Consider the following 26,489-nt stretch of genomic DNA (forward strand, 5'->3'; position numbering starts at 1 on the left):
AAAGCCATTACATAGCCAGCATCCCTGCTTATAATGCCGCGCCCTCGTTATCGCGATACGGCATTTAAGCTCCTCTTGTTATGAGGAATTGGCAGGAGGCCAACATCCCCGCCAGTAGGTCCCATCAGCCCGACCAGCATTTGCGGCTGCTTACGTTCAGGGAAGAAGTACCCGCCATGGCATCCCGCGCCCTTACCTCGATCGCGCTCAGCGCCGTCACCTTGCTCTCCGGCTGTTCGGCCTTTCGCAATTACGATTCCGAACTGGCCCAAACCAACCAGCAACTGGCCGCCGGCAATGTCGATGCCGCGTTGACTCTGCTGGAAAAGAACAACTCCAGCCCGGACAAAGACCTGCTCTATTACTTCGAGAAAGGTGAATTGCTGCGCGCCAAAGGTGACCTGTCCGGCAGCCAGAACGCCTGGACCAGTGCCGATCAAGTGGTTGGCAAATGGGAAGACTCGGTCAAGCTTGATACCGGCAAATACCTCGCCCAGTTCGGCAGTTTCGTGGTGAACGACAAAGTCCGTCGCTACGAAGGCTACGACTACGAAAAAGTCATGCTGACCACGCAGATGGCCCTCAACCTGCTGGCGGTCAACGACTTCGACGGCGCGCGCATGTCGATCAAGAAGACCCACGAACGGGAAGCCGTGATCGCCGACCTGCGCGACAAGGAATACCTCAAGAGCGAAGAGCAAGCCGAGAAAGAGGGCGTAAAAACCCAGTACAAGGATTTGCAGGGCTACCCGGTCGCCAGCCTCGACGCACCGGAAGTGGTCAGCCTGAAAAACAGCTACCAGAGTGCGTTCAGCCACTACCTGGCCGGCTTCGTCTACGAAGCCCTGGGTGAAAAAGACCTGGCCGCACCGGGCTATCGCAAAGCCGCCGAACTGCGCCCGAACACCCCGTTGCTGGAACAGGCGCTGGTGAATCTCGACAAGCCAAGTGGCAAGAACGAGGACAGCGACATCCTGATCGTCGTGCAAAGCGGCCTGGCACCCTCCCGGGACTCGATCCGCGTGCCCCTGCCTCTGCCGATCAGCGGCAATCTGGTGATCACCCCGCTGTCGTTCCCGATCATCAAGCCGGACACCTCCACCGCCACGCTCACCCAGATTGGCGTGGACGGTCAGCAACTGAACCTGACGCAACTCAACAGCACCACCGCCATGTCCCGCCGCGCCCTGCGTGACGACATGCCGGGCATCATCCTGCGCACCACCGTGCGCGCCGTGACCAAAGGCGTAGCGCAGAAGCAGATCAATGAAACCAACCCGCTGGCGGGCCTGGCAGTCGGTATCACTTCAGCCGTGCTCGAAGGTGCCGATACCCGTACGTGGCGTACCCTGCCGGACTACACGCAAGTGGTGCGTCTGCGCCTGAAGAAAGGTGAGCACCAAGTCACCCTGCCGAGCGCCGTGGGCGGTTCGGTGGTCAAGATCACCGTCGATCAGCGTTACCAGGTCATCAGCCTGCGCGCCGTGGGCAATCAGGTGTTCGCCAGCGGTCTGGCCGCGCACGTGATCCCGAGCACCAACCCGACCGCCGTGGCCAGCCTCAAACCTTAAGAACGGAGTCTTTGCATGCGTTTCAAACTCATCACTGTCGTCGCCCTGGCCTTGTTGGCCGGGTGCGCCACCCCGCCACCGCCGGAGCCTGGCAGCGCCGCCAGCAAGGTCGTGGCCATGGGCAAGCTCAAGAACATCGTGGTCGGCGCCATGCGCGTAGCCCGGGAAAACGGTTTCATGACGGTCAATGCGCAGCTGAGCAACACCAGCTTCAACAACAAGACCTTCTACTACCGTTTTGCCTGGCTCGGCCCTGAAGGCTTCCCCGTCGCCGAAGAAGAAACCTGGAAAAGCCAGATGATGTACGGCGAGCAGACCAGCTTCATTCAGGCGATCGCGCCAACCGCCAAAGCCGTGGATTTCCGTCTCGAAATCAAAACGCCTTAAGCCCGACACCCTATTCGTTCAGTTCTAGAGAGCATTCCCATGTTTGCACGCTTTTCGTTCATCGCCGTTATCGCCCTTCTGGCCAGCGGTTGCGCTAACACTTCGCCAACGCTGGGCAGCAAAAACATCAGCTACGGCGACACCAAGGCTGTGGAAACCGTGACCAACGAGTTCGGTTCCACCGACCTGCAGATGATCGCTGAATCCATGACCCGCTCCCTGGCCCAGTCCGGCATTCTGCAGGGCCGTCCGGTGGTTCAGGTCTACGACGTGAAGAATAAGACCAGCGAGTACATCGACACGCGTGAAATCACCACCAGCATCAAGACTCAGTTGATGAAGACCGGCACCGCCCGTTTCGCCAGCGACAACACTGCCATGCAGAGCCAGGTCGACCAGCTCAAGCTGCAAAACCAGAGCGGTCTGTACAAGAAGAACACGGTGGCCAAGACCGGCAACATGATCGCCGCCAAATACCGCATCGAAGGTTCGATCAGCTCGATCGTCAAGCGCAGCAGCGACTACAAGGACGTCTTCTACAAATTCAGCCTGCAACTGATTGACGTTGAAAGCGGTCTGGCCGAGTGGATGGACGAGAAAGAAATCCGCAAGACCACGGAGCGTTAATCAATGCGCGCATGGATTGGCATGATGGCCCTGGCCTGCGCGTTCAGCGTGCAAGCGGCCCCGAAAGTCGCGGTGACGGACCTGGCGTACCAGGAGCGCGTGGAGCAGTACATCCACATCGTTTCGGCGCAGAACAACTTCCAGGCAAACCACTACAGCGCCAGCGGGTCTTCGAGTTACAACGAAATCGAAGCCACCACCAGCTACATCGAACAAGGTGAATTGCGCAAATTCACCGGCGACATCAAGGGCGAGATTCTTCGTACCGGCATGTTCCAGCTGGTCCAGGGCACGCCTTATACATCGGCGTCCAAGGGTGACGTCTATGACGTGATCAAGCGGATCAAGGCCGGCAACTTCAAAGGTGCCGACTACGTGTTGTTCGGCACCGTATCGGACATCGACTTCAACAACGACATCAACGAGCTCGCCAACACCGACAGCTACTCGGCGGTGCTGGCGTTGACCCTGGTGGCGGATTTCAGCCTGATCAACACCAAGACCTTCGAAATCACCTCGGCCTTCACAGCGATGGGCGAAGGGCAGGACACCAAACTGATGAACCATCGGGACATCCGTGTCTCGCTGAACCGCCCGCGGGTGGTGCGAGACGTGTCCAAGTCCTTGGGGGAAGACGTGGCGGGGCAACTGAGCCAACAGCTCGGTGGCGGCGGTTACGAACAGCCGGGCCAAGCCCCGCTGCGCAATCACCTGCCAGCGGACACAGCGCCGGTCATTCTGCGCTGATAGTGCCGAACGCGGAGCGTCCCTGGAGGCATTCCCACGCAGAGCGTGGGAACGATAAGGCGACCCTAGGGGTCGCCTTTTTTGTGTCTGACGGTTTTACACCGCCGCTTTGCGAAGGGTCGCCATGAATGCCGCCGCACCAATGAACAGCCCGGCAAAGGTGCGGTTCATGCGTTTTTGCTGCTTGGGCGTGCGCAACAGGCGCAACACCCTGGAAGCCAGCCCGGTGTAACCGGCCATGACGATCAGGTCGACGCAGATCATGGTCACACCGAGGATCAGGTACTGCGCCACCAGCGGTGCCTGAGGATCAATGAATTGCGGCAGCACCGCGAGCATGAACACCAACGCCTTGGGGTTGCTGACGTTCACCAGAAAACCCCGGAACACCAGTGCCATAGGTTTGCCAATTTGCCGGACTGCCGCGTCGTCGCTCATGTCATTGGGCAGCGCGCGCCATTGCTTGACCGCCAGGTAAACCAGATAGGCCACGCCAAACCATTTGATCGCGTAGAAAGCGGTGGCCGACGCCGCGAGAATTGCCCCGACACCGGCGGCGACAATCGCAATCTGCAACGCCAGTCCCAGTTGCAGGCCCAGGGCGTTCCAATAACCGCGCCAGAAACCGTATCGCAGACCGCTGGACATCGACGCAATGGCGCCGGCACCGGGAGACAGACTGATCACCCAGCAGGCGGCAAAAAACGCCAGCCATGTTTGAAGCACCATCGCACACCTCGACTCAGACTCGTGACAGACGTCTAAGCTAATGCGGCTTTGGACCGATGACTACCGATTTTTTGCAGGGCAATACAGCTGCCGACCAGCGTAGTCGGCATTTCGGCTACTTTTCGAAACTGCTGGAAGGGAATACATCGTTGCCGCGCCAGCGTCGAACCGAGCGCTGGAAGAACAGGCTGTTGGGCACTTGCACCATCGCGCTGCCGGTGCCGAGTTCTTCGGCTTCGATCAGCGTGGTGTAGAGCAGATTGATCGCCACTACCCGGCCTTTGACGCCAGGCTTGTCGGTGGTGTCCACCAACTCGACCACGTCGCCAAGGCGGAACGGGCCGACGGTGAAGATCAGGATCGCGCACAGCAGATTGGAGAGCACGCTCCACATCGCGAAGAACGCCACTGCCGCTACCGCGACAAACCCGGACAACGCGGTCCAGAGCACCGTCGCCGACACCCCCAGGCGTTCCAGTACGAAGATCAGCGCACTGCCCATGATCAGCCAGCGCAGACCACCGCGCAGCGGCATCAGCAATTGCGGTGGAAACGGATACCGCTCACCCAGGCGAGTCAGGCACTTGGCGACGCAGCGCTGGGCGACATATCCCGCCAACAGAATCAGCAGGATTTGCACAAAGAGCCAGATCGGCTCAATCCACACGGCAGGCAATGGCAGCTTGAAGGCTTCCATCAGGACAGCGCCTCCAGCTCCGCCTGCATGCTTTCGAGCAATTCCAGCGCTTCCATCCAGGCTTCTTCCAGTTCGGCTTCACGTACCTTCAGTTTGGCCTGTTCGGCCAGCAGATCACGCAATTCGTTTTTGCGCGCCGGTTCGTAAATGTCGCTGTCGCCGAGGCGGGTATCGATCTTCGCCAGTTTCTCGTGCAGCTTGCCCAGCTCGGCTTCGAGCTTGTCAGCTTCACGCTTGTGCGGCGCCAGTTGCTGACGCAACGCAGCGGCGGCCTGGCGCTGGGCCTTCTTGTCGGTCTTGTCAGGGTTTACCGGGGTGTTGCTGACGGGCGCATTGCGCTGACGGTAGTCCACCAGCCAACGGGTGTAATCTTCCAGGTCGCCGTCGAACTCCTCGACCTTGCCGTCCGCCACCAGGTAGAAATTGTCGGTGGTGCTTTTAAGCAAATGGCGATCGTGGGAGACCACCAGTACCGCGCCGCTGAACTCCTGAAGCGCCATGGTCAGCGCCAGGCGCATTTCCAGGTCCAGGTGGTTGGTCGGTTCGTCGAGCAGCAGCAAGTTCGGCCGGCCCCAGGCGATCAGCGCCAGCGCCAGGCGAGCCTTCTCGCCACCGGAGAAATTCAGCACCGGCTCATCGATCCGCGCGCCACGGAAGTCGAAACCGCCAAGGAAATCGCGCAGGGTCTGCTCGCGCTCGGTCGGCGCCAGGCGCTGCATATGCAGCAACGGGCTGGCCTTGGAGTCGAGCGAATCCAGCTGATGCTGGGCGAAGTAACCGACGACGGTGTTCTCGCCACGGGTCAATCGACCGGACAACGGCTCGAGTTCACCGGCAAGGTTTTTGATCAGGGTCGATTTACCGGCGCCGTTCGGGCCGAGCAAACCGATCCGTGCACCGGGGGTCAGTTGCAGCTTGACCTTTTCCAGCACGGCTTTGTCGCCATAACCCAGCCGAGCATCAGACAGGTCAATCAGCGGGCTGGAGATCTTCACCGATTCGCGGAAGACGAAATCGAACGGCGAATCGACGTGGGCGGCGGACAGTTCTTCCATCCGCTCCAGGGCCTTGATCCGGCTCTGGGCCTGACGGGCCTTGGTGGCCTGGGCCTTGAAGCGGGCGATGTAGCTTTCCATGTGCGCACGTTGCGCCTGTTGCTTCTCGTAGGCCTGCTGTTGCTGGGCCAGACGTTCGGCACGGGCGCGTTCGAAGGCGCTGTAACCACCGCGATACAGGGTGATCTTGCGCTGATCGACGTGAGCTACGTGATCGACCACGGCATCGAGGAAGTCCCGGTCGTGGGAAATCAGCATCAAGGTGCCGGGATAGCTTTTGAGCCATTCTTCGAGCCAGATGATGGCGTCGAGGTCCAAGTGGTTGGTCGGTTCGTCGAGTAGCAGAAGGTCCGAGGGGCACATCAAAGCCTGCGCCAAGTTCAGACGCATCCGCCAACCACCAGAGAAATCTCCTACCTGGCGATCCATTTGCTCGTTGGTGAACCCAAGCCCCGCCAGCAACTTGCGCGCTCGGGCGTCGGCGGTGTAACCGTCGGCGCTGTCGAGCTCGGAGTGCAGGCGGGCCTGAGCGGCACCGTCATGGGCCGCTTCGGCTGCGGCGAGGTCGCGTTGCACCTCGCGCAGTCGCAGGTCGCCATCGAGCACATAGTCGACCGCCACGCGATCGAGGGTGTCGATCTCCTGGCGCATGTGGGCGATGCGCCAGTCCACCGGCAGGAAGCAATCACCCGAGTCCGGGTGCAGGTCACCCAGAAGCAAGGCGAACAGGCTCGATTTGCCGGCGCCGTTGGCACCGATGAGGCCGGCTTTGTGGCCGGCGTGCAGGGTCAGCTCGGCGTCTTCTAGCAGACGTTGCGGGCCACGCTGTAAAGTCAGGTTCTGAAGTCGAATCATAATGGCGGCGGAGTCTACCAGCTTCGCTCGCAACTGGCGCGAGTAGCACTATGTCCTCTGACCTGTGGAGCTTTTCCCTTAGTACTTACGCCCGTCCCGGCGTTGAACACGCATGCCTGCGATTACAGGCGGCGGGCGTGAATGTGTGCTTGCTGCTGGGTGGATTGTGGCTGGCACAGCGGGGTGTTGCCTGTAACGAGCAGCGATTGCAGCTACTTCGCAATGTGGCCGAGCCCTGGGATACCGATGTCGTTCAACCGCTGCGAGCATTGCGCATGCAATGGAAAGCGGCCGCGACTGAGGATGCCGAGCTGGCTACGTTGCGCGAACAAGTGAAGGCATTGGAGCTCGAGGCCGAACGACATCTGTTGTTGCGACTGGAGCGATCGGCGCAGAGTTGGCCGCAAGGTGAGGCCACCGATCTATCGGCCTGGCTGGAAGGTGTGACGGCAGGCGCCGGCCACCTGGACCGCGACGCGCTGCATCAGCTGCGCGTCGCGGCAACCGGCACTTAGGAAGCGCTGGTTGGGGTGGTTGCTGCGATCGATGCGGCGGCCGGCGTTGGCGCTGGCGTGGCTGTCGAGGTGGCTGCTGCTAAAGCAGACGTTGCTGCCGGAGCCGGGTTGGCTGGCTTGGCAACTGGCACGGCGGCCGGCTTGGCGGCAACAGGTTTTTTCACTGCTGGTTTTGCAGCTGGCTTCGCCGCCGCTGGCTTGGCAGCCGGTTTGGCGGTGGCCGGTTTGGCAGCTGGTTTAGCGGCCGGCTTGGCCGCTGCTTTTACAGCGGGTTTGGTCGCGGTTCTCGCAGCAGGTTTTGCAGCGGTTTTAGCCGCGACAGATTTGGCGGCTGGCTTGGCAGCAGGTTTCGCCGCTGCAGTTTTGGCTGCTGGTCTTGCTGCGGGTTTAGCGGCCGTTTTTGCAGCTGGTTTTGCTGCCGCGGTTTTCGCCACGGCGGGTTTGGCAGCGGCCGTTCTTGCAGCACCAGATTTGACTGCGGCAGGCTTGGCAGCCGTCGTTTTAGCAGCCGGTTTCGCAGCGCTGGCAGCGACTGCTTTTCTTGCTGCTGGTTTTGCTGCGGCTTTCATCGGTGCTTTGGCAGCCGCAGCTTTCTTGACAGGAGCCGCAGCAGACTTTGCCGGTGCTTTTGCAGCAGCCGGTTTGGCAGCGGCTTTTTTGGCGGGAGCCGCAGCAGGCTTGGCCGAACGCAGGGACAACGCCTTGCCGACAGCCTCTTGTACACGACCGACGCCCTGGGCCAATTTCAGGCTTTCTTGAGCATCGCGCTTGAGTTGCAGAATGTAGCTGCGAGTTTCCGATTGACGATCCTTGAGGGCATCGAGCAGGTCCTCAAGCTCCTTCACCGCGCCCTTGGCTTTGGTTTGTGCCTTGGCCTTGCCGGCCGCCGCAGCGTCCTGCAATTTGGTACGGGACTTGTGCAGTTTTTCCTGCGCTTTTCCGCGCTGCTTTTCCAGTTTGGCGAGCAGTTTTTCAGCATCAGCCATGGCTTGGGAACAAGCGTTTTCCAGATGCTCGAGCAAGCTGCCCGAGAGTTGTTGGAGTAAGTGCAACGGAGTATTTACTGGCTTCTTGGTGGCCGACATGGTTTACCTCCTGGCTGACGTGGGTGCGGCTCATACTAGACCTCTGCTGCTACCGCCGCTAGGGCATGTTGACAGTATCCAAAGCGCTGCGTTGCAACGGATTGAAATTCTTCTGCGCCCGCGCAAAACCAGTTCACCGTTGAGCGCATTCACACTGGCATAATCCTGCGCATCTCAGGTCGGAGAGTGCCCATGTCGCGCTACCTTTTTTTATCACTGTGCGTGTTTTTTTCCGTGGCCCAGGCCGCCGAAAAAACCAAAGGAAATGACACTCACGATCTCTCTTACAGCCTGGGCGCGAGCCTCGGCGAACGCCTGCGCCAGGAGGTTCCTGATCTGCAACTTCAGGCGCTGATCGAAGGTTTGCAACAAGCCTATCAAGGCAAACCCCTGGCGTTGAAAGATGAGCAGATCGAACAGATCCTTGCCGAGCACGAAGCCCAGGCCGCCTTGCAACCAACCCTGCCGCAAAGCGAAATCGCGCTCCAAAAAGAGCGGGCGTTTCTCGACGAGGAAAAAGCCAAACCGGGCGTTCGTGAGCTGGCAGATGGAATATTGCTGACGGAGTTGGCGCCGGGCACTGGTGCCAAAGCCGGCCCCAACGGCAAAGTCCAAGTGCTGTATGTGGGCCGCCTTCCCGATGGCACAGTGTTCGATCAGAACAGTCAGCCGCAGTGGTTCAGTCTCGACAGCGTGATCAGCGGATGGCGCAGCGCGTTGCAGCAAATGCCGGTCGGCGCGAAATGGCGCCTGGTGATTCCATCGGCCGAAGCCTATGGCGCCGAGGGTGCCGGCGACCTGATTGCGCCGTTTACACCACTGGTATTCGAAGTCGAATTGCGCGGTGCCAAAGGCTGAATACCGGGAACGAAGAACGGCGCGCATAGCGCACCGTTTTTGGAGGTCTTGCAGGAAGGGGTTCAGGCCTGAACCGGGTCCTCTTCCTTGTGAGCGGTGTGCAGCACTTCGATCAGGCAGTCTTCCAGTTCGAAGCGTTCGTGCAACAGGCCACCCAGCTCTTTGAATTTCTCTGCCACGCATTGACCTGCATCACACAGGTCGTTGAACGCGAGCAGCTTCTCGGTGATGACGTCGATACGAGGGTAGATGGTCTCGGCCAGCTCGAGCCCGCGAGTGTCACCAAACGCTTTGGCTTCGCCGGTCAGCTGTTCGTAGATCTCGAAGTGCCCGGCAGACACGTAATCGACCAGCACGCCGCAGAATTCCTGCAACGGCTTACGGTTCTCACCCAGTGCCTCAGGCTTGGCGCCGAGAGCATCATAGGCCCGAACCAGTTCGTGACGCTCCTGCAACCAGCGATCGATCAGCAGATGCACTCCACCCCAACGTTCCTGAGCATTCTGACAACTTTCGAGCATGGTGATCTCTCTTCCCTTGTGGGTCATGCTGCCCTACACCCGTCGCCACACTTGAAGGTCAAGTGTCGGCCAGGCAGAGCGTCATTCGAGCAACATAATTCCAATGACACGTGCGGGCCAGATTATGCCCGCGCGACAATGGCTTCAAGGTACGCAGGAGATAAAGTTCATACAAGTGTTTAATCACCCGTCAGCGCCCGGTGTGACAACTCGCCGCTGAGCGGTCGCTGACAGGCTTTCCAGACAACGCGCAGCAGCTGATAAATCCCCAGAGTTGTCATCGCCATGAAGAACAGCAGACTCCATTCAGGAATGCTCAGGTCGAACAGTGTCCAGGAAATCTCCGCGCACTCCGCATCCCCTTTAAACATCTGCGTGGCCTGACACAACCAAGGCATATCCTCGTACTGAACAGCCAGACTGGGCGAGCACGTCAACAGCTGATGCATTGGATCGCTCTGCAGCAATACCTGCCGCCACGCCATGACCGTACCCGCCAGACTGCAAAACAGACCGAGCATCCAATACAGAAAAGTCCCGAAGCGGCCCGGCCCATGCACCGAAGCCATCAGGCAGGTACCCGTGAGTAACGCGAGGGAAAACCGCTGTAACAGGCACAACCCGCAAGGCTTGAGGCCGACTGCATATTCCAGGTAATAGGACACGCCCAGGGCCAGGGCACCTGCAATGAAAGCCATGAAAAACAAGGAGCGTGAGCAGGCCAAAGACATGGCATTTCCGTAACAGTAGAGACAGGCGGTTACGGTAGAGGAAAGCACGCCAGCCTTTCAAGGCAGGCCAGCAGGGACACTTCAACAGAAGTGTAGGGAATTCCCGACAGAAGCGAGAGGATTAGGTGTAGTCCTCTGTAGGACTCTGCCGATGACGGACTACAAAGGTAAAATCCCGGCAGATTGCAGCCGACTGGATCGCCCGTTCGAGCGACCCGTCATTCACTCATCAGGCGTGAACAGGAACTGGCAACGGTGCCGCCAGCAAGCGCTTATCCAACAAGCCCAAGCCCTCCTGGAACAACTGATTGCTGCGCTCGGTGTCACCCAACTGCGCCAGCAGCCGCGCCAGTTCCGCGCAGGCTTCCGGATTGCGCTGCAGGCGCAAACTGCTTTCCAGATAGTCTCGCGCCTTGCCCCAAAGGCTGCTTTGCAGACACAAGCGCCCCAGTGTCAGCATCAGGCTCGGGTCGGCCGGATGGTCTTTGAGCCAGCCCTCGGCGGTGTGCAGTTGACGTGCCGGATCACTGCCGCGAACGAGGCCATAGAGGCGTGCAAGATGACTGTCGTAGGTGCGCTTGAGCGCCGCTCGCAGGATCTCTTCGGCCTCGACCTGAGCACCCAGCTGCCGAAGCTGCTCTGCATAAGCGAGCACCAGTTGCGGCTCCTGACGCTGAGCTGAAGTCAACTGCTGCCAGGCGCGATTGAGCGACTGCAAGCCGACCGTCCCGTCTTCTTCCTGATGCGCCGCCAGTGACAGGTTCTCACCCCAGGCCCGGCGCTCCAGTTCGACCAGCTCGGCCGGTGGCAGAACCTTGTCCTTGCGTAGCTCGGGCAGCAGGCGAATCACGGCTGACCAGTCGCCTCGCTGTTGATGCAAGCGCTGCAACTGACGCAAGGTCTGGACGTTATGAGGATGACGCTCGTGCATGGCTTGCAGGGTCACCAGGGCGCCTTCGGTATCGCCGCGGTCGGTCTGCATTTGGGCGTGGCTGAGGGCAATCGCCAACTCCGCCTGAGGCTGTCGCTCAAGAGCGCGCTCCAGCAAGTTGTCGCTTTCCTCGTAATGACCTTGTTCGTTCGCGGCCCGGGCAGCGCCGAGGTAGTAAAGCAACGGCTGGCGCTCGGCTTCCGCGGCCCGGTGAAGATGACGCTGTGCACTGGCCCAGCGACCTTCAGCCAGATCCAGCTGACCGTGTTCAATCGCCACCTGCACTCGGCGACTACGGTTGCGTCGCGACCAGGGATTGACCACACCGCTGGAGGTCGTCACCAGTTCGATTAGCGCCTTGATGCCCCAGAACACCAGCCACAGCACGGCGACCAACGCCAGGGTTGCCCACAGGCTCGATTCGTAGCGGAAGCTTTTGTAGGCGATCAGCACGTAACCCGAATGCTCGGCAATCGCCAACCCCAGCGCAGCGGCAGCGGCGATCACCAGGAACACGATCACATAGAGGCGTTTCATGGCGTCGCCTCCTGCGCGGTGTCCGCGGCAGGTTTGGCCAGCGGCTTGATCGAGTCCTCGGCGTTGACGTTACGCCGCTCCAGATACCCCTGAACCGCGCTCAGCGTACCGGTCAGGTCTGGGGTGACGACGGTGACCGGCTGCTTGCTCAACTCGCCAACCTGCTCAAGCATCACTTTGCTCTGAGGGTTGTCCGGATTGAAGTTGCCTTTGAGCACGTCCCGCGCCTCCGCCAGCGCCTGGGTGTAAACGGCTGCCTGGCCATTGAGCGCGGCCCATTGCGCCTGCTCCAGTGCCAGGCTCAGGGCCAGGCGAACCTGGCTCAGGCTCTGCCCAGCCAGCAATGGACGCACATTCTTGTCGGCGTTGAAGTCGATGCGGATGTAGCGCGAGACCTGATCCCACCATTGCGCCCAGCGACTCGCGCCGTCGCCATCGGCGGTGAGGCCCAACAGGGATTCACCGCGATCCTTGTACTCGGGTGCCAGCTCGGTGAGGCTGATCACCTGATCGCGCAGCGCCCCCAGTCGCAGGAACAGCCCGGTGCGATCCGGCTGCTCGGTGCTACGCAATGCCACCAGCGTTTTGGCCACTTGCTCGCGAGCGGCAAAGGAACCCGGGTCGTTCTGTTCGCGCAGAATTTCATCGGCGCCCTGCACCAGGGCCTGGGCACTGCTGATGTCCTGCAATGCGGACAGACGAAGGCTGGCCAGACGCAGCAGGTGCTCGGCCTCGGCCAGACGCCAGTCCTTGCGGCTCGCGCCGAGAACCGTTTCCAGACGTTGATTCAAGCGTTGCTGATCGCCTTGAAGTTGAGTGACCAAACGACTGCGCGCGTCGAGCTCGTCGGCGGCAGGCATTTGTTCCAGGCGGGCAGTCAGGCGTTGTTCATTGAGTTTCAGGTCCTGCGCCTGATCGTTCAATGCCTGAACCTGACTCAACTGCTGTTGATTATTGGCTTGCAGGTGACGCACCTGCCAGACACCCCAACCGCCCACGGCGACACCGGCAGCGCCCAACAACAGCGCGACGATTGCCAGCCCATTGCCTCGGCGTTGCACTGCCTCAGGTGGCCCGGTTTCAACCGGTGCTTCAACCGGTGCATCGCGCACTGGCTGGACGTCATCTTTAGGCAAGGCTGTTTCGCTCACGTATCCATCCTTTGCATTAGAGAACGGGTCCGGGATGCTCCCGTAACGCCGTCAGCAAAGCCGCGGCACTGGCGCCGCGACAATCCACAACTGTTTGGGCCCCGGCGGCACGTGCCAGCTCGGCTACCCTGGGGCTTGGAACAAACAACGGCAACTGCGCCAATTGCGGCCAGGCATCGCCGGCCAATTGATGCAGGTGCTCAAAACCCTGTCCACTGCTGACCACCAGCCCGTTCAAGCGTTCCGCCCGGATCCGCTCAGGCAGGGCCGCTGACGGGTACTTCGGCAGGCTGCGACTGTACAACTCCAGATACTCGACACTAGCACCTAGCTCGCGCAAACGCTCAGCCAGCAACTCGCGTCCGCCCTCCCCGCGCATGATCAGCACGCGTGGACCGGGCCGTGCGATCGCCTCGCGCAACGAGGGCAATTCAAGCAAGGCTTCGCTGTCATCGCCATCCACCGGGAAGCTGATGTCCAACCCGCGATCCTCAAGGATCTGCGCGGTGGCCGCGCCCACGCTGAACCACTTCAGACGAGGTGGTTGCGGCCAATACCGGTCGAGCAGATCCACAGTGATTCTGGCGGCTGGCTTGCTGACTACGATCACCGCGCAAAAGCAATCCAGACCCTGAATCACCTCGCGCATTGTGTCAGAGACAGGAATCGGCTCGATCTCCAGAAGCGGCAAACTGCTGCTGAAAATCCCCGTTTCGGCCAAAAGACTGCTCAGCGCCGCCGACTCATCCGCGGGACGCGTCAGCAGCAGGCGCCAGCCCGTCACTCGTGACCTGCCTCGCCGTAGACTGCTTTCAGAATGTCGTTGGCGCCTTGACTCAGCAGGTCTTCAGCCACTTGCACGCCCAGGGCTTCGGCGTCGCTGCGTGGTGCACGAGCCTCGGCGCTGAGCAGCAGACCACCGTTCGGATCACCGACAAGGCCACGCAACCAGATCTGCTCACCTTCAAGCACGGCGTAGCAGGCGATTGGCACTTGGCAGCCGCCATTCAAATGTTTGTTGAGAGCACGTTCGGCGGTCACGCGGGTGGCGGTGTCCTGATGGTGCAGCGGCGCCAGCAGCGTGTGAATTTCGCTGTCGACGCTACGGCATTCGATACCCACCGCGCCTTGGCCACCGGCCGGCAGACTGTCGTCGACGCTGATGGCCGAGCTGATGCGATCTTCAAAGCCAAGACGAATCAGGCCGGCAGCAGCAAGGATAATGGCGTCGTATTCGCCGGCATCGAGCTTGGCCAGGCGCGTGTTGACGTTACCGCGCAGGAAGCGGATCTCCAGGTCCGGACGCCGGGTCAGCAATTGAGCCTGACGGCGCAAACTGGAGGTGCCGACGATGCTGCCTTGCGGCAACTCATCCAGGCTGGCGTAGGTGTTGGAGACGAACGCATCGCGCGGGTCTTCGCGTTCGCAGATGCAGAACAGACCGAGACCTTCAGGGAAGTCCATCGGCACGTCTTTCATGGAGTGCACAGCGATGTCGGCTTCATTTTCCAGCAGCGCGGTTTCAAGCTCTTTGACGAACAGGCCCTTGCCGCCGATTTTCGACAGTGGCGAGTCGAGCAACTTGTCACCGCGACTGACCATGGGCACCAACGTCACGAGCAGACCCGGATGGGCCTCTTCCAGACGAGCTTTGACGTATTCGGCCTGCCACAGGGCGAGAGCACTTTTACGGGTGGCGATGCGGATTTCGCGAGAGGACATGGATCAATCCGTACTGAATAGATACGGCGGATAATAACAGCTCAGCCAAATCCACTTTGACTTGTATCAGAAACCGCGTGGCCTCCCTGGCCTCAGACACCCAGCAATCGGGATGAAACCCGCCCGTAAATGGCGGATTAAAGCTGCTGCATCATCTTGCGCACGCCGGCCACATGCCGTCGGCTGACGATCAGGGCATCGCCGTTCAAGCCTTTGAGGAACAGCTGAAAATGCCCAAGAGGCGTGCGTTGCAGGCGTTCGATGCGTTCGCGGGCGACCAGCGCGTTGCGGTGGATGCGCACGAAGCGGTCGCCAAATTCATCTTCAAGTGCCTTGAGCGGCTCATCGAGCAGCACTTCGCCGCCTTCATGGCGCAAGGTCACGTATTTGTGATCCGCAATGAAGTAGACCACCTGACCCAACGGGATCAGTTCGATACCTTTACGGGTACGGGCGCTGATGTGACTGCGTGGGCCGCTGCCACTTTCGGCGGCGGGACGGGTCAGGGCCGCGAGCTGGACGCGATTGGGCCGCTCGGCTTTCTTTAACGCTTCATGCAATTGTTCTGTACGCACAGGTTTCACCAGATAGCCTACGGCGCTAGCCTGCAAGGCTTCCACGGCAAATTCATCGGGCCCTGCGCAGAACACCACGGCGGGTGGGGTTTCGCGTTCGCACAATCGTGCAGCCACTTGCAGGCCATCGAGGCCCGGCATGCGAATATCGAGCAGCACGATATCCGGTTTGTGGCTGTCGATCAGTGCCAACGCCTCTTCGCCGTTCGTGGCGCTAGGCTCCAGGACACTGTATCCCTCGAGTTCGCCAACCATTCGGCTCAGGCGCTCGCGGGCCAAGGGTTCGTCATCAACGATCAGGACATTCATATTGCGCTGGATTCCTGCGTGAGTCTCGCACAAGGATAGCGTAGACAGGTGAAGTGACGTCCGTCACCGCGATCCACGCTAAGACTAGCGCGAAGGCCAAAAAGTGCCGCGCGACTGACGGCTAAATTTTCATCTGCCTGGCGATTGGCGGCACAGTCCCGCGTTGGCAAAGCATCGCCGTAGGGTTTGTTGATACACAATATGAACACCCCCTCTTCTTATAGCCAGTTGCAGCGCCTGGAAGTGCGCTGATCCACCTGTCCTACTGTCCAACTGTAGACGGTTGCCGGCACGATATTGCTCAATTGAAAAATATCGTTGCGCAATTCCCCGAGGCGTTGACTCGAGTAGGGTCCGCAGCATGAGAAAAAACGTATCGACCGGCGTCAGCGACAGGATTGGCAACCCTGTTATTATCCGCGACAGCTTTCAACGCCATCTTTCTTCAGCCGATACGAGCGAATTCATGAGCACTGACAAGACCAATCAGTCCTGGGGCGGCCGCTTCAGTGAACCCGTCGACGCCTTCGTCGCCCGCTTCACCGCCTCCGTCACTTTCGACCAGCGCCTGTATCGCCACGACATCATGGGCTCGATCGCCCACGCCACGATGCTGGCCAAGGTCGGCGTGCTGACCGATGCCGAGCGCGACAGCATCACCGATGGCCTGAAGACCATCCAGGGTGAAATCGAGGCCGGCCAGTTCGACTGGCGCATCGACCTCGAAGACGTGCACATGAACATCGAGGCGCGTTTGACCGACCGCATCGGCGTGACCGGCAAGAAGCTGCACACCGGCCGCAGCCGCAACGACCAGGTCGCCACCGACATCCGCCTGTGGCTGCGTGACGAGATCGACCTGATCCTGAGCGAAATCACCCGTCTGCAAAAAGGCTTGCTGGAGCAGGCCGAGCGCGAAGCCGGCAGCATCATGCCGGGCTTCACTCACCTGCAAACCGCGCAGCCGGTGACCTTCGGGCACCACATGCTGGCCTGGTTCGAAATGCTCAGCCGCGACTACGAGCGCCTGGTCGATTGCCGCAAACGTACCAATCGCATGCCGCTGGGCAGCGCCGCACTGGCAGGCACCACCTACCCGATCGACCGCGAATTCACCGCTCAACTGCTGGGCTTCGACGCCGTGGGCGGCAACTCGCTGGACAACGTTTCCGATCGCGATTTCGCCATCGAGTTCTGCTCGGCCGCGAGCATCGCGATGATGCACTTGTCGCGCTTCTCCGAAGAGCTGGTGCTGTGGACCAGCGCCCAGTTCCAGTTCATCGATCTGCCAGACCGTTTCTGCACCGGCAGCTCGATCATGCCGCAAAAGAAAAACCCGGACGTGCCGGAGCTGGTGCGTGGCAAGACCGGCCGCGTATTCGGCGCACTGATGGGCCTGCTGACCCTGATGAAAGGCCAGCCACTGGCCTACAACAAGGACAACCAGGAAGACAAGGAACCGCTGTTCGACGCCGCCGACACGTTGCGTGACTCGCTGCGGGCCTTTGCTGACATGATCCCGGCGATCAAACCCAAGCACGCGATGATGCGCGAAGCGGCCCTGCGCGGTTTCTCCACCGCCACCGACCTGGCCGACTACCTGGTACGTCGTGGCCTGCCGTTCCGTGACTGCCACGAAATCGTTGGCCATGCTGTGAAGTACGGCGTGGAAAGCGGTAAAGACTTGGCGGAAATGAGCCTGGAAGAGCTGCGCAAGTTCAGTGACCAGATCGATCAGGATGTGTTCACCGTGTTGACGCTGGAAGGCTCGGTGAATGCCCGCGACCATATCGGCGGAACCGCGCCGGCGCAGGTCAAGAAGGCTGTAGTGCGCGGTCAGGCATTGCTGGCTAGCCGCTAAAAGCTTCGCGGGCAAGCCTCGCTCCACAGATCACACAAATCCTGTAGGAGCGAGGCTTGCCCGCGAATGCGGTCTTGAAGACGCTGTTAAACCTACTTCTTGGACGCGACCATCGCCATAAACGCTGGCATCGCCGCTTCCTTGTCCTTTGCAATCCGCTGCACATGCGGATTCTTTTCCAGACGCTCCAGCAACGCTTTGGCCGCCGGCATCTCAGCCAGCAAATCCAGGTCAAACAGCTTCTGCGCTACCGCACAGGCCAGCGGCACGCTGTAAAGGAAATACAAATCGGCAATGCTCAGGCTGTCACCTGCCACGTAAGGGGCAAATTTGCCGTGCCTGCCCAATGAGGCAAACCCCAGCAGCAACTCGGCTTTGGTCTTGTCTTTGATCGCCTCCGGTACGGTCATGCCGAAAAATGCTTCGCCATAGCAGGCGCGCCCTGGCAGTTCAATGTACAGCTCGATTTCCTTGGCCAGTGCCAGGGCCTGCGACCGCTCAAAGGGATCGCTCGGCAACAGCGGCGTGCCTTTTTGGCTTTGCTCGAGGTATTCCAGAATCACGCTGGTTTCGTTGACGAAACCCTGTTCGACGCCCAGCACCGGCACCTTCCCGCGCGGGCTGATGGCTAACGCTTCGGCGCTCGGTCCTGGGTAAAACAGTACTTCTTCAAAGGGCAGTCCCTTCTCCAGCAGCGCCAGCTTGACCATGTTGTAGTAGTTGCTGACGGAAAACCCATAAAGCTTGAGCATCACTTAGCCTCCAGGCCGTGCAGGGGTTGGCAGTGTCTGTTTATAGAACGCCCAGGCGTTTCTTGCCAGCAGCATCACAGCGCTGAATGCAGGTAAACTGGCCGCCTTTCCTTCAGGAGCCTGCCATGAGCGAGCCAACCGATATCGAACTCGACGAAGAAGAGTTCGCCGAAAACACTCTGGTCGAAGCCATCGAAAACCAGATCGAAAGCGACAACCCGCCAGCCGCCAAGGCGACCTTCAACAAGTTGACATTGGTGGGTTACGAGCGTGAGGAAATCCTCAATCTGATGGCCCACGTTCTGGCAGTGGAAATCGACGCAATCCTCGAAGAAGACCGCGCGTTCAACACCGAATGGTACGAAGCTGCGTTGCGTGCATTGCCAGAGTTGCCGCCGGAAAAGAAATAAAATCAAAGATCGCACCTGTCGAAGGTTGCGATCTTTTTCATTTCAGACAACCGTTTCTCAGACCCTGACTACACTGAATCCACCCCGCTGCCGCACCACCCGCCGGGGAATGCATCCCGAGGCGAAAAAACCCTGTCGCGAGCACTGGACATGCCGCCCGAGTGAGATCACCTTAGGGGCGCTGTCGTCCAATTCCTAGAAAGTCTGGAGTCCTTATGTCGCTTACCCCTGAGTTGGTTGCCGAACTGGAAATCCTCGCACTCTTCAACCTGGACAGTTCCCAGGAAGGTTTGAAAATTCATCAGACCGCTGCCCCGAAAGCCATTGCTGCCGCCCAAAGACTGTTCGACAAAGAACTGATCACCCAGCCAGATGGTGGTTATCTGACCAGTCTGGGTCGTGACGCCGCGCAAAATGTGCAAACCGTTCTGACCATTCTCAACGTACGGGAAACAGCCTGAGCATTACCGCAGCGCCCACGGAAACCCCTGCTACGGGATTTCCGCGGGCTCACTCTGTTACCTGCCGTCGCCCCGCGATAAAAATCTGACGCCAGAAAAACAAAATCAGCTTAAAAGTCCCAGGGCCGAAGCGCTAAACTGCCCCTCATCCTGAGACCTCCCACGTCCGAGCCCCGCAAGCCGGTTTGAGCTGACATGACCCGCACCCATGAAATCCGCCCCGATCTGGACGAGGGAATCGACCGCAAGGTTCTCAGCCAGCTGCGCGCACGTTTTCTGAAGCTCAACGAAGGCCGTATGGCCCGCGCTATGGAAGGGTTATCGACCCGGCAGCAAGCGGTGCTAACCCTGCTGCCGCTGTTTTTCCACGTCAATCATCCACTGTTGCCGGGATACGTTTCGGGCGGTACGCCGGCCGGGCTGTCGAATTACGAACCCGACGCCAACGCCCTCGCCGAAGCCCAACGCCTGACTCGCTCGTTTTCCTATAGGCCCCGCCACGGCAGCAATCCGCCGCGACCGATTCACGGCCTGTTCCTGATGGGCAGTCTCGGCACCCTGGCCCAGGCCGATCAGAGCGACATGGACGTGTGGGTCTGTCACGGGCCGGACTTGAGCGAAAACGAGCTCACTGAGCTGCGCAAAAAATGCCAGCTCCTCGAAATCTGGGCTGCCAGCCAGGGCGCCGAGGCGCATTTCTTCCTGATCGACCCGACCCGTTTCGTACGCGGCGAACGTGATACGCAACTGAGCTCGGAAGACTGCGGCACCACCCAGCACTATCTGCTGTTGGACGAGTTTTATCGCACCGCGATCTGGCTGGCCGGCCGCACACCCATCTGGTGGCTCGTGCCGGTCTACGAAGAGGCAAGCTACGACCGGTACACCCACACACTGATGTCCAAGCGCTTCATTCGTGCCGACGAAACCCTGGACCTGGGGCATCTGGCCTATATCCCACCCGGCGAGTTCATCGGTGCCGGGCTCTGGCAGTTGTTCAAGGGCATCGAATCGCCGTACAAATCGGTGCTCAAACTGCTGCTGACCGAGGTCTATGCCAGCGAACACCCCAAGGTCCATTGCCTGAGCCTGCGCTTCAAGCAAGCGGTGTTTGCCAATCGGCTCGACCTCGATGAGCTGGACCCGTACGTCGTGGTCTACCGGCGCATCGAGGAATACCTCACCGCACGTGGCGAACCGGAACGACTGGAGCTGGTACGCCGGGCGTTGTACCTGAAGGTCAATCGCAAACTCAGCGGCAGCAGCAGTCGCACTCAGAGCTGGCAACGTTCGTTGCTCAAACGCCTGGCCCACGAATGGCACTGGGATCATCGTCAACTGGCCCTGCTCGATAGCCGCAGCCAGTGGAAAGTCCGTCAGGTCAGCTCTGAGCGCAGGGCCTTGGTCAACGAGCTCAATTACAGCTACCGCTTCCTGACCCAGTTCGCCCGCACCGAACAGACCGTCAGCCTGATCAACAAACGCGACCTCAACGTGCTGGGTCGGCGGCTGTACGCGGCGTTCGAGCGCAAGGCTGACAAGGTCGAGTTCATCAACCCTGGTATCGCCCCGGATCTGGCCGAAGACACCCTCACGCTGGTGCAAGCGCCGAACAAAAAAGAACCGGGGCAATCTCAGTGGGGTTTGTACAACGGCAGCCTGACGGCCCTCGAGTGGGAGCATTTCGCACCGATCAAGCGCGGCCGCCAATTGCTGGAGCTGCTGACCTGGTGTCACCGCAATGGCGTGATCGACAGCAGCACTCGCCTGGCCTTGCATCCCGGCACCAGCGACCTGAGCGAGTTCGAGCTGTTCAACCTGCTCGGCAGCCTGCAACAGAGCATCGTCCTGCCGCTGACAACCGTCGCTGAAGAACCGTTACTGCGCGCCAGTGTGCCGAGCGAAGTGCTGATTCTGGTGAACGTCGGCGTCGATCCACTCAAGCACCACCGCGACCTGAACATCCTGATGACCACCGAGCGCACCGATTCGCTGAGCTACGCCGGCGTTCGGGAAAACCTGGTACTGACGCTGGATCAGGTCACGCTCAACAGTTGGAACGAAGTGCTGGTCAGCCGTTTCAACGGTCCTCACGCGCTGCTCGACTGCGTGCGCGATTACCTCAACAACCTGCCCAGCGGACTACAACAACCCACGTTGCGCGTGCGTTGCTTCTGCCACAACCGCGCACAATTCATCGCTCAGCGGGTCGAAGAAATCCTCGACACCGCGCAGAACCTGCTGTTGAGCAAACTCAATCATCGCTACCTGATTCAGGTCCAGCAGCACTACCACGTGCTGGAACTGGTACCCGGCCAGGTCAATCATGTCGCCCTCGCCACGCTGCCGGCGCTGGTCGATTATCTGGGCGAAGAGCTGGCAAGCTACAGCCCGCTGCACCTGGACCCGATGGCACTGGAAGATCACGACCTGGCGCTGGTCCTGCCAATGGGCCAGCCCGACTGCATTCAGGTGTTCTACCGGATCAACGAATACCACGCCGACCTGTACGTACTGGATGAATTCAATGCCCTGTGGCAGCAGCGTTTGCCCTATCACGACGAGCAAAGCCTGCTGGTGCCATTGCAACGGTTCCTGCAATCGCTCCAATACCGGCGCGACGCATTGCTGCCGATGGACGTCGCCCAGCCGCTGAGCCTGGACACCTTGTATTACCAACTGCTGCCATCCGGGCCTGTACGGGCACGTCGGGTCGAAGCTCGGCCTGCGCCGCAAACCCCGGTCAACAAACCGTTCTACGACGTGCAGGCGATTGTCGGCAAAGCCGCACCGGGACAGGTGCAGGTCACGTTGTATTGCAATCAGCGGGAGTTTTCAGAGTTGGAGCATGGCGACCAACTGTTCAGCGTGGTCGCCCGGGAAATCGTCGAGCAACGCCGTGAAACCGAACGCTATCGCTGCTACATCACCGACCTGGACCTGTCAGGCCTGCTCGGTGATGGGCAGAATTCAAGCAATCTGTATTTACGCTACAAGGCCGACCTGGAGCGCGCACTGAACGCGGCGCTCGAGCAGGTCTGAGGGGACGTCATTCCGGGAAGGCGCCGCCATTGGCAGGCTGCGATTCGACTTCCAGCAGCGTCAGTTTGAGTGTCTTGCCGCCCGGAGCCGGCCAGTCGATGTGCTGGCCAACCTTAAGGCCGAGCAAGGCACTGCCCACTGGCGCCAGAATGGAAATCTTGCCTTCGTCGGCATTGGCATCCTTCGGGTAAACCAGCGTCAGGTGATAGTCCTTGCCGCTGCCTTCTTCGCGGCAATGCACACGGGAATTCATGGTCACGACATCGGCGGGTACTTCATCGTGACCGACCAGGGTATCGGCGCGGTCCAGTTCGGTTTGCAGCGCGATAACGCCCGGCAGCGTGTCATCCAGGCTGTCGATCAGGCGCTCCAGACGTTGAACGTCCAGACGAGTAAGGGTGATGGAAGGTGCGGTCATGATAGAGGCAGACTCCTTTCTTCTGCACAGAAAAAGCAAAACCCCGCCAGAAAAAGGCGGGGTTTTCACGAGCCTCGATGGGTTGAGGCGTTTCTCGACACTATCACAGCTCAATAAATATACAAGTCAGGCCCCGCAGACCTGTTTGCGCAGTGCGGCCTGCGTGCAGATGACACGCCGCCGCTCATCATCGGCCGAGCGCCATTCGCGGATGTCTTCGACATGGCGAAAACACCCAAGGCAGACCTTCTGCTCGTCCAGCCGACACACACCGCTGCACGGCGAAGGCACCGCCGGGCTGACATTGCTGTAGAGCGGTTTGGGCGGACGAACGGGCGCAGGCTGGGTCACGATCTCACAGGCCTTCGAAATCAAGTTCAACATCAGCCTGCTGCTTGACGATGCGCTCGAGCATCTCGCCGAGTTGTTCGTCGCTCTTGTCACACATCCAGCGCTTGCTCTCTTCGTCGTAATCGAAGTGAAAACCACCCGACACGGCTGCCAGCCACAGCTGACGCAAGGGCTCCTGACGGCTGAAGATCAACTGGCTGCCGCTTTCAAACTTGACGGTGAGCACACCGGCCGAGCTCTCCAGATCAATATCCAGGTCACACTCGTCAAAAATATCCTCCAGCGTCTGCTGGGTGGCATCGACCAGATCGTGGAAACGGGCTTCAGTCAAACTCATTGCGGGAACCTCAAAAAGTGTCTACTCACGCTCAAGCGCCGCAAGATACGGGCGAGCCCCGGTGATTGCAAAGGATAACGACCAAGCGCCCGACAGCGTTACGAAATATCCGTGTACCGCGCAGGACAAGTTACCGCGCTACGGTCCAAGCCCCGCCGGACGGGAGCCCCGTCGCATAGGCAAGCTGCCGGGTGGCCGGTATACTCCGGCGCAATTAATGCATTTTCAAGGATTTCGCCATGAAGCGCCTGATCTCTTCCTTTGCTGCGCTCGCTTCGCTCGTCGCTTTTACCTGTTTATTATCGGCCTGTGGTCAAAAAGGCCCACTGTACCTGCCCGATGACAGCCAGGACCCTGCAGAGCAGGCCAAGTCGTCGCAAAAACAGCCTGCATCCAAATCGCACAAGCACGACGTCTACTAAGGGAACGCCATGGACGCTTTTAACTACCGTGGCGGGGAGCTGTTCGCGGAAGGTGTTGCCCTGTCCGCCATCGCTCAACGCTTTGGCACACCGACCTACGTCTACTCCCGCGCCCACATCGAAGCCCAGTACCTGGCTTTTGCCGATGCACTGGCCGGCATGCCGCACCTGGTCTGCTTTGCGGTCAAGGCCAACTCCAACCTGGGTGTACTGAATGTCCTGGCGCGTCTTGGCGCCGGTTTTGACATCGTTTCCCGTGGGGAGCTGGAACGTGTCCTGGCCGCTGGCGGCAGCGCCGACAAGATCGTGTTCTCCGGTGTCGGCAAGACCCGTGACGACATGCGTCGTGCCTTGGAAGTCGGCGTGCATTGCTTCAACGTCGAATCCACCGATGAGCTGGAACGCCTGCAAGTCGTCGCCGCCGAGCTGGGCGTTCGCGCGCCGATCTCGCTGCGCGTAAACCCGGATGTCGACGCCGGTACCCACCCGTACATTTCCACCGGTCTTAAAGAGAACAAGTTCGGCATCGCCATCGCCGACGCCGAAGACGTGTACATCCGTGCCGCCCAGCTGCCTAACCTGGAAGTCGTCGGCGTCGACTGCCACATCGGTTCGCAACTGACCACTTTGCCGCCATTCATCGATGCCCTCGACCGCCTGCTGGGCCTGGTCGACCGCCTCGGCGAGTGCGGCATTTACCTGCGCCATATCGATCTCGGTGGTGGCCTGGGCGTGCGTTATCGCGATGAAGAGCCGCCATTGGCTGCCGACTACATCAAAGCCGTGCGCGAGCGTCTCGACGGTCGTGACCTGGCGCTGGTGTTCGAGCCGGGCCGCTTTATCGTCGCCAACGCCGGCGTGTTGCTGACCCAGGTCGAGTACCTCAAGCACACCGAACACAAAGACTTCGCCATCGTCGACGCGGCCATGAACGACTTGATCCGCCCGGCGCTGTACCAGGCCTGGATGGACGTCACCGCCGTGCGCCCGCGCAATACCGCTGCCCGTGCCTACGACATCGTCGGGCCGATCTGCGAGACCGGCGACTTCCTGGCCAAGGACCGTCAGCTGGCCCTGGAAGAAGGCGATCTGCTGGCCGTGCATTCGGCCGGTGCCTACGGGTTTGTCATGAGTTCCAACTACAACACCCGCGGTCGTGCCGCTGAAGTGTTGGTGGACGGTGATCAGGCATTTGAAGTGCGTCGCCGTGAGACGGTAGCCGAGTTGTTTGCTGGCGAAAGCCTGCTGCCGGAGTAAAACCATGCTGCTGCGTTTTACCAAGATGCACGGCCTGGGCAATGACTTCATGGTCCTCGACCTGGTCAGCCAGCATGCGCACATCCTGCCCAAACACGCCAAGCAATGGGGCGATCGGCACACGGGTATCGGTTTCGACCAGTTGCTGATCGTCGAAGCGCCCAGCAACCCGGACGTGGATTTCCGCTATCGGATTTTCAACGCCGACGGCTCCGAAGTGGAACAGTGCGGCAACGGTGCGCGCTGTTTCGCTCGCTTCGTGCTCGACAAGCGCCTGACCGCGAAACGGCAGATCCGCGTCGAGACCAAAAGCGGCATCATCGAACTGGATATCCGCAGCGACGGGCAGATCGGTGTCAACATGGGCGCACCGCGTCTGGTACCGGCCGACATTCCGTTCGACGCGCCGGAACAGGCCCTGAGTTATCAGATTGACGTCGACGGCACTACGGTCGAACTGGCCGCCGTGTCCATGGGCAACCCCCATGCCGTGCTGCGGGTCAGCGATATCAACAACGCGCCGGTGCATGAACTGGGGCCGAAAATCGAAAACCATCCGCGCTTCCCGGCGCGGGTCAATGTCGGTTTTCTCCAGGTCATCGACCGCAACCGTGCGCAGCTGCGCGTTTGGGAACGCGGGGCCGGGGAAACCCAGGCGTGCGGAACCGGCGCTTGCGCTGCCGCAGTGGCCGCGATCAGCCAGGGGTGGATGGATTCGCCGCTATTGATCGACCTGCCCGGCGGGCGTTTGTCCATTGAATGGGCAGGCCCTGGCCAACCGGTCATGATGACCGGCCCGGCAGTGCGTGTTTATGAAGGACAAGTGCGTCTTTGAGAGAGTCAAATCCATGAAAGATAAGCCCCAGGTTCCCGCCCTACAGCCCGACGAATCCCCTTCCGAAAGCCTTGAGGCGGCGGCGATTGCCGCGTACCTGGAGGCTCATCCGGATTTCTTCGTCGAGCATGAAGAACTGCTCGCAACCTTGCGCATTCCGCACCAGCGCGGCGACACCATCTCGCTGGTCGAACGCCAGATGACCATCCTGCGCGACCGCAATATCGAGTTGCGTCATCGCCTCTCGCACTTGATGGACGTCGCCCGCGACAACGACCGCCTTTTCGACAAGACCCGTCGCCTGATTCTCGCGCTGATGGACGCCACCAGCCTGGAAGATGTGGTGATCAGCGTCGAAGACAGTCTGCGCCAGGACTTTCAGGTGCCCTTCGTCAGCCTGATCCTGCTGGGTGACAACCCGATGCCAGTCGGCCGCTGGGTCACTCATGCCGACGCGCAAACAGCCATCGGCGGCTTGCTCTCGGAAGACAAAAGCGTCAGCGGCAGCCTGCGTGAGCACGAACTGGACTTCCTGTTCGGCGAAGAACAGCGTAAGCAGATCGGTTCCACCGCCGTCGTCGCCATCAGTTACCAAGGCATCCACGGCGTCCTGGCCATCGCCAGCCGTGACCCTCAGCACTACAAGAGCTCGGTGGGCACGCTGTTCCTCAGCTACATCGCCGAAGTCATGGGCCGCGTGCTGCCACGGGTCAACACCTCCCTGCGCTCGGTACGCTGAT

At 60.2% G+C, this 26,489-nt stretch carries 29 protein-coding genes; 14 read left to right on the plus strand and 15 right to left on the minus strand.

Annotated features, from left to right (window positions below):
• Nucleotides 1-176 precede the first annotated feature (176 nt).
• The 4 genes from ACYZT7_RS31055 to ACYZT7_RS31070 are packed head-to-tail and all read left to right on the plus strand — an operon-like array spanning nucleotide 177 to nucleotide 3,332.
• Nucleotides 177-1,571: a COG3014 family protein gene (locus ACYZT7_RS31055; RefSeq protein ID WP_462039434.1), complete on the plus strand. Its 1,395-nt coding sequence runs from the start codon at nucleotides 177-179 to the stop codon at nucleotides 1,569-1,571.
• A gap of 15 nt (nucleotides 1,572-1,586) precedes the next feature.
• The gene (locus ACYZT7_RS31060) at nucleotides 1,587-1,958 is read left to right on the plus strand and encodes a YcfL family protein (protein WP_462039435.1); all 372 of its coding nucleotides are present in this window, start codon (nucleotides 1,587-1,589) and stop codon (nucleotides 1,956-1,958) included.
• Between the two features lie 39 nt (nucleotides 1,959-1,997).
• Nucleotides 1,998-2,585, plus strand: coding sequence for a penicillin-binding protein activator LpoB (gene lpoB, locus ACYZT7_RS31065; protein WP_309676329.1), 588 nt, complete (start codon nucleotides 1,998-2,000; stop codon nucleotides 2,583-2,585).
• Nucleotides 2,586-2,588: 3 nt separating this feature from the next.
• Nucleotides 2,589-3,332, plus strand: a complete 744-nt coding sequence (locus ACYZT7_RS31070; protein WP_462039436.1) for a penicillin-binding protein activator LpoB — start codon at nucleotides 2,589-2,591, stop codon at nucleotides 3,330-3,332.
• 96 nt (nucleotides 3,333-3,428) lie between these two features.
• Here the strand turns inward: ACYZT7_RS31070 and ACYZT7_RS31075 are convergent, their stop codons facing one another.
• The 3 genes from ACYZT7_RS31075 to ACYZT7_RS31085 form a co-directional block, all read right to left on the minus strand.
• Nucleotides 3,429-4,061 carry a LysE family transporter gene (locus ACYZT7_RS31075; protein ID WP_462039437.1) on the minus strand — a complete coding sequence of 211 codons (633 nt, stop codon included), beginning with the start codon at nucleotides 4,059-4,061 and terminating at the stop codon, nucleotides 3,429-3,431.
• Between the two features lie 115 nt (nucleotides 4,062-4,176).
• Nucleotides 4,177-4,758: a mechanosensitive ion channel domain-containing protein gene (locus tag ACYZT7_RS31080; RefSeq protein WP_462039438.1), complete on the minus strand. Its 582-nt coding sequence runs from the start codon at nucleotides 4,756-4,758 to the stop codon at nucleotides 4,177-4,179.
• A complete protein-coding gene (locus tag ACYZT7_RS31085; RefSeq protein WP_462039439.1) occupies nucleotides 4,758-6,668 on the minus strand; it encodes an ATP-binding cassette domain-containing protein in 1,911 nt (636 codons plus the stop codon). Before ACYZT7_RS31085 ends, ACYZT7_RS31080 begins: the two co-directional genes overlap by 1 nt.
• 50 nt (nucleotides 6,669-6,718) lie before the next feature.
• On the opposite strand from ACYZT7_RS31085, the gene ACYZT7_RS31090 reads away from it, so the two are divergent.
• Nucleotides 6,719-7,183, plus strand: coding sequence for a TIGR02444 family protein (locus ACYZT7_RS31090; RefSeq protein ID WP_462039440.1), 465 nt, complete (start codon nucleotides 6,719-6,721; stop codon nucleotides 7,181-7,183).
• Here ACYZT7_RS31090 and ACYZT7_RS31095 read toward each other — a convergent pair.
• Nucleotides 7,180-8,268, minus strand: coding sequence for an AlgP family protein (locus tag ACYZT7_RS31095; RefSeq protein WP_462039441.1), 1,089 nt, complete (start codon nucleotides 8,266-8,268; stop codon nucleotides 7,180-7,182). The two genes, ACYZT7_RS31090 and ACYZT7_RS31095, sit on opposite strands and share 4 nt — an antisense overlap.
• 192 nt (nucleotides 8,269-8,460) lie before the next feature.
• On the opposite strand from ACYZT7_RS31095, the gene ACYZT7_RS31100 reads away from it, so the two are divergent.
• Entirely contained in the window at nucleotides 8,461-9,126 is a 666-nt protein-coding gene (locus ACYZT7_RS31100; RefSeq protein WP_462039442.1) for an FKBP-type peptidyl-prolyl cis-trans isomerase, read from the plus strand.
• A gap of 62 nt (nucleotides 9,127-9,188) precedes the next feature.
• Here the strand turns inward: ACYZT7_RS31100 and ACYZT7_RS31105 are convergent, their stop codons facing one another.
• The 7 genes from ACYZT7_RS31105 to ACYZT7_RS31135 all read right to left on the minus strand — a co-directional run bounded on the left by ACYZT7_RS31105 (nucleotide 9,189) and on the right by ACYZT7_RS31135 (nucleotide 15,603).
• Nucleotides 9,189-9,647, minus strand: a complete 459-nt coding sequence (locus tag ACYZT7_RS31105; protein WP_033053386.1) for an Rsd/AlgQ family anti-sigma factor — start codon at nucleotides 9,645-9,647, stop codon at nucleotides 9,189-9,191.
• 179 nt (nucleotides 9,648-9,826) lie between these two features.
• On the minus strand, nucleotides 9,827-10,378 hold the full coding sequence (locus ACYZT7_RS31110; RefSeq protein ID WP_462039443.1) for a disulfide bond formation protein B: 552 nt from the start codon (nucleotides 10,376-10,378) through the stop codon (nucleotides 9,827-9,829).
• Between the two features lie 229 nt (nucleotides 10,379-10,607).
• The gene (locus tag ACYZT7_RS31115; RefSeq protein WP_462039444.1) at nucleotides 10,608-11,846 is read right to left on the minus strand and encodes a heme biosynthesis HemY N-terminal domain-containing protein; all 1,239 of its coding nucleotides are present in this window, start codon (nucleotides 11,844-11,846) and stop codon (nucleotides 10,608-10,610) included.
• Nucleotides 11,843-12,997 carry a uroporphyrinogen-III C-methyltransferase gene (locus ACYZT7_RS31120; RefSeq protein ID WP_462039445.1) on the minus strand — a complete coding sequence of 385 codons (1,155 nt, stop codon included), beginning with the start codon at nucleotides 12,995-12,997 and terminating at the stop codon, nucleotides 11,843-11,845. The genes ACYZT7_RS31115 and ACYZT7_RS31120 overlap by 4 nt, the downstream gene beginning before the upstream one ends.
• Nucleotides 12,998-13,013: 16 nt before the next feature.
• Nucleotides 13,014-13,781: a uroporphyrinogen-III synthase gene (locus tag ACYZT7_RS31125; protein ID WP_462039446.1), complete on the minus strand. Its 768-nt coding sequence runs from the start codon at nucleotides 13,779-13,781 to the stop codon at nucleotides 13,014-13,016.
• The gene (gene hemC, locus ACYZT7_RS31130) at nucleotides 13,778-14,719 is read right to left on the minus strand and encodes a hydroxymethylbilane synthase (RefSeq protein WP_462039447.1); all 942 of its coding nucleotides are present in this window, start codon (nucleotides 14,717-14,719) and stop codon (nucleotides 13,778-13,780) included. The genes ACYZT7_RS31125 and hemC overlap by 4 nt, the downstream gene beginning before the upstream one ends.
• A gap of 137 nt (nucleotides 14,720-14,856) precedes the next feature.
• Nucleotides 14,857-15,603, minus strand: a complete 747-nt coding sequence (locus ACYZT7_RS31135) for a LytR/AlgR family response regulator transcription factor (RefSeq protein WP_449645358.1) — start codon at nucleotides 15,601-15,603, stop codon at nucleotides 14,857-14,859.
• A gap of 466 nt (nucleotides 15,604-16,069) precedes the next feature.
• Between ACYZT7_RS31135 and argH the strand changes: the two genes are divergently transcribed.
• A complete protein-coding gene (gene argH / locus ACYZT7_RS31140; protein WP_462039448.1) occupies nucleotides 16,070-17,464 on the plus strand; it encodes an argininosuccinate lyase in 1,395 nt (464 codons plus the stop codon).
• Between the two features lie 92 nt (nucleotides 17,465-17,556).
• Here the strand turns inward: argH and ACYZT7_RS31145 are convergent, their stop codons facing one another.
• The gene (locus tag ACYZT7_RS31145; RefSeq protein WP_462039449.1) at nucleotides 17,557-18,216 is read right to left on the minus strand and encodes a glutathione S-transferase family protein; all 660 of its coding nucleotides are present in this window, start codon (nucleotides 18,214-18,216) and stop codon (nucleotides 17,557-17,559) included.
• A gap of 125 nt (nucleotides 18,217-18,341) precedes the next feature.
• Here ACYZT7_RS31145 and ACYZT7_RS31150 point away from each other — a divergent pair, with 125 nt between their 5' ends.
• The 3 genes from ACYZT7_RS31150 to ACYZT7_RS31160 all read left to right on the plus strand — a co-directional run bounded on the left by ACYZT7_RS31150 (nucleotide 18,342) and on the right by ACYZT7_RS31160 (nucleotide 22,129).
• On the plus strand, nucleotides 18,342-18,626 hold the full coding sequence (locus ACYZT7_RS31150; RefSeq protein ID WP_462039450.1) for a hypothetical protein: 285 nt from the start codon (nucleotides 18,342-18,344) through the stop codon (nucleotides 18,624-18,626).
• Nucleotides 18,627-18,841: 215 nt separating this feature from the next.
• Entirely contained in the window at nucleotides 18,842-19,087 is a 246-nt protein-coding gene (locus ACYZT7_RS31155; RefSeq protein ID WP_008150272.1) for a TIGR02647 family protein, read from the plus strand.
• Between the two features lie 195 nt (nucleotides 19,088-19,282).
• Nucleotides 19,283-22,129, plus strand: a complete 2,847-nt coding sequence (locus ACYZT7_RS31160; protein ID WP_462039451.1) for a class I adenylate cyclase — start codon at nucleotides 19,283-19,285, stop codon at nucleotides 22,127-22,129.
• Nucleotides 22,130-22,136: 7 nt separating this feature from the next.
• Here the strand turns inward: ACYZT7_RS31160 and rnk are convergent, their stop codons facing one another.
• The 3 genes from rnk to cyaY form a co-directional block, all read right to left on the minus strand.
• A complete protein-coding gene (gene rnk, locus ACYZT7_RS31165; RefSeq protein WP_309676548.1) occupies nucleotides 22,137-22,547 on the minus strand; it encodes a nucleoside diphosphate kinase regulator in 411 nt (136 codons plus the stop codon).
• 126 nt (nucleotides 22,548-22,673) lie between these two features.
• Entirely contained in the window at nucleotides 22,674-22,898 is a 225-nt protein-coding gene (locus tag ACYZT7_RS31170) for a DUF1289 domain-containing protein (protein ID WP_462041891.1), read from the minus strand.
• Nucleotides 22,899-22,902: 4 nt separating this feature from the next.
• The gene (gene cyaY, locus ACYZT7_RS31175; RefSeq protein ID WP_449645363.1) at nucleotides 22,903-23,235 is read right to left on the minus strand and encodes an iron donor protein CyaY; all 333 of its coding nucleotides are present in this window, start codon (nucleotides 23,233-23,235) and stop codon (nucleotides 22,903-22,905) included.
• A 239-nt stretch (nucleotides 23,236-23,474) separates the two neighbouring features.
• Between cyaY and lptM the strand changes: the two genes are divergently transcribed.
• The 4 genes from lptM to ACYZT7_RS31195 are packed head-to-tail and all read left to right on the plus strand — an operon-like array spanning nucleotide 23,475 to nucleotide 26,488.
• A complete protein-coding gene (gene lptM, locus ACYZT7_RS31180; protein ID WP_462039452.1) occupies nucleotides 23,475-23,657 on the plus strand; it encodes an LPS translocon maturation chaperone LptM in 183 nt (60 codons plus the stop codon).
• 9 nt (nucleotides 23,658-23,666) lie between these two features.
• A complete protein-coding gene (gene lysA / locus ACYZT7_RS31185; RefSeq protein WP_462039453.1) occupies nucleotides 23,667-24,914 on the plus strand; it encodes a diaminopimelate decarboxylase in 1,248 nt (415 codons plus the stop codon).
• 4 nt (nucleotides 24,915-24,918) lie between these two features.
• Nucleotides 24,919-25,749 carry a diaminopimelate epimerase gene (gene dapF, locus ACYZT7_RS31190; RefSeq protein WP_462039454.1) on the plus strand — a complete coding sequence of 277 codons (831 nt, stop codon included), beginning with the start codon at nucleotides 24,919-24,921 and terminating at the stop codon, nucleotides 25,747-25,749.
• A 13-nt stretch (nucleotides 25,750-25,762) separates the two neighbouring features.
• On the plus strand, nucleotides 25,763-26,488 hold the full coding sequence (locus ACYZT7_RS31195; RefSeq protein WP_129440062.1) for a DUF484 family protein: 726 nt from the start codon (nucleotides 25,763-25,765) through the stop codon (nucleotides 26,486-26,488).
• Nucleotide 26,489 lies beyond the last annotated feature (1 nt).

The organism is Pseudomonas sp. RT4P38, assembly GCF_054897765.1.

What these genes read in the sequence shown, in the direction of transcription:
- ACYZT7_RS31155 (WP_008150272.1), top strand. Translation starts at nt 18,842, where the DNA reads ATGTCGCTTACCCCTGAGTTGGTTGCCGAACTGGAAATCCTCGCACTC.
- hemC (WP_462039447.1), bottom strand. Translation starts at nt 14,719, where the DNA reads ATGTCCTCTCGCGAAATCCGCATCGCCACCCGTAAAAGTGCTCTCGCC.
- ACYZT7_RS31195 (WP_129440062.1), top strand. Translation starts at nt 25,763, where the DNA reads ATGAAAGATAAGCCCCAGGTTCCCGCCCTACAGCCCGACGAATCCCCT.
- ACYZT7_RS31105 (WP_033053386.1), bottom strand. Translation starts at nt 9,647, where the DNA reads ATGCTCGAAAGTTGTCAGAATGCTCAGGAACGTTGGGGTGGAGTGCAT.
- ACYZT7_RS31110 (WP_462039443.1), bottom strand. Translation starts at nt 10,378, where the DNA reads ATGTCTTTGGCCTGCTCACGCTCCTTGTTTTTCATGGCTTTCATTGCA.
- dapF (WP_462039454.1), top strand. Translation starts at nt 24,919, where the DNA reads ATGCTGCTGCGTTTTACCAAGATGCACGGCCTGGGCAATGACTTCATG.
- ACYZT7_RS31095 (WP_462039441.1), bottom strand. Translation starts at nt 8,268, where the DNA reads ATGTCGGCCACCAAGAAGCCAGTAAATACTCCGTTGCACTTACTCCAA.
- rnk (WP_309676548.1), bottom strand. Translation starts at nt 22,547, where the DNA reads ATGACCGCACCTTCCATCACCCTTACTCGTCTGGACGTTCAACGTCTG.
- ACYZT7_RS31150 (WP_462039450.1), top strand. Translation starts at nt 18,342, where the DNA reads ATGAGCGAGCCAACCGATATCGAACTCGACGAAGAAGAGTTCGCCGAA.
- lpoB (WP_309676329.1), top strand. Translation starts at nt 1,998, where the DNA reads ATGTTTGCACGCTTTTCGTTCATCGCCGTTATCGCCCTTCTGGCCAGC.
- ACYZT7_RS31060 (WP_462039435.1), top strand. Translation starts at nt 1,587, where the DNA reads ATGCGTTTCAAACTCATCACTGTCGTCGCCCTGGCCTTGTTGGCCGGG.
- ACYZT7_RS31115 (WP_462039444.1), bottom strand. Translation starts at nt 11,846, where the DNA reads ATGAAACGCCTCTATGTGATCGTGTTCCTGGTGATCGCCGCTGCCGCT.
- ACYZT7_RS31085 (WP_462039439.1), bottom strand. Translation starts at nt 6,668, where the DNA reads ATGATTCGACTTCAGAACCTGACTTTACAGCGTGGCCCGCAACGTCTG.
- ACYZT7_RS31160 (WP_462039451.1), top strand. Translation starts at nt 19,283, where the DNA reads ATGACCCGCACCCATGAAATCCGCCCCGATCTGGACGAGGGAATCGAC.
- argH (WP_462039448.1), top strand. Translation starts at nt 16,070, where the DNA reads ATGAGCACTGACAAGACCAATCAGTCCTGGGGCGGCCGCTTCAGTGAA.
- lysA (WP_462039453.1), top strand. Translation starts at nt 23,667, where the DNA reads ATGGACGCTTTTAACTACCGTGGCGGGGAGCTGTTCGCGGAAGGTGTT.
- ACYZT7_RS31070 (WP_462039436.1), top strand. Translation starts at nt 2,589, where the DNA reads ATGCGCGCATGGATTGGCATGATGGCCCTGGCCTGCGCGTTCAGCGTG.
- ACYZT7_RS31075 (WP_462039437.1), bottom strand. Translation starts at nt 4,061, where the DNA reads ATGGTGCTTCAAACATGGCTGGCGTTTTTTGCCGCCTGCTGGGTGATC.
- ACYZT7_RS31080 (WP_462039438.1), bottom strand. Translation starts at nt 4,758, where the DNA reads ATGGAAGCCTTCAAGCTGCCATTGCCTGCCGTGTGGATTGAGCCGATC.
- ACYZT7_RS31135 (WP_449645358.1), bottom strand. Translation starts at nt 15,603, where the DNA reads ATGAATGTCCTGATCGTTGATGACGAACCCTTGGCCCGCGAGCGCCTG.
- ACYZT7_RS31055 (WP_462039434.1), top strand. Translation starts at nt 177, where the DNA reads ATGGCATCCCGCGCCCTTACCTCGATCGCGCTCAGCGCCGTCACCTTG.
- ACYZT7_RS31145 (WP_462039449.1), bottom strand. Translation starts at nt 18,216, where the DNA reads ATGCTCAAGCTTTATGGGTTTTCCGTCAGCAACTACTACAACATGGTC.
- lptM (WP_462039452.1), top strand. Translation starts at nt 23,475, where the DNA reads ATGAAGCGCCTGATCTCTTCCTTTGCTGCGCTCGCTTCGCTCGTCGCT.
- ACYZT7_RS31090 (WP_462039440.1), top strand. Translation starts at nt 6,719, where the DNA reads ATGTCCTCTGACCTGTGGAGCTTTTCCCTTAGTACTTACGCCCGTCCC.
- ACYZT7_RS31100 (WP_462039442.1), top strand. Translation starts at nt 8,461, where the DNA reads ATGTCGCGCTACCTTTTTTTATCACTGTGCGTGTTTTTTTCCGTGGCC.
- cyaY (WP_449645363.1), bottom strand. Translation starts at nt 23,235, where the DNA reads ATGAGTTTGACTGAAGCCCGTTTCCACGATCTGGTCGATGCCACCCAG.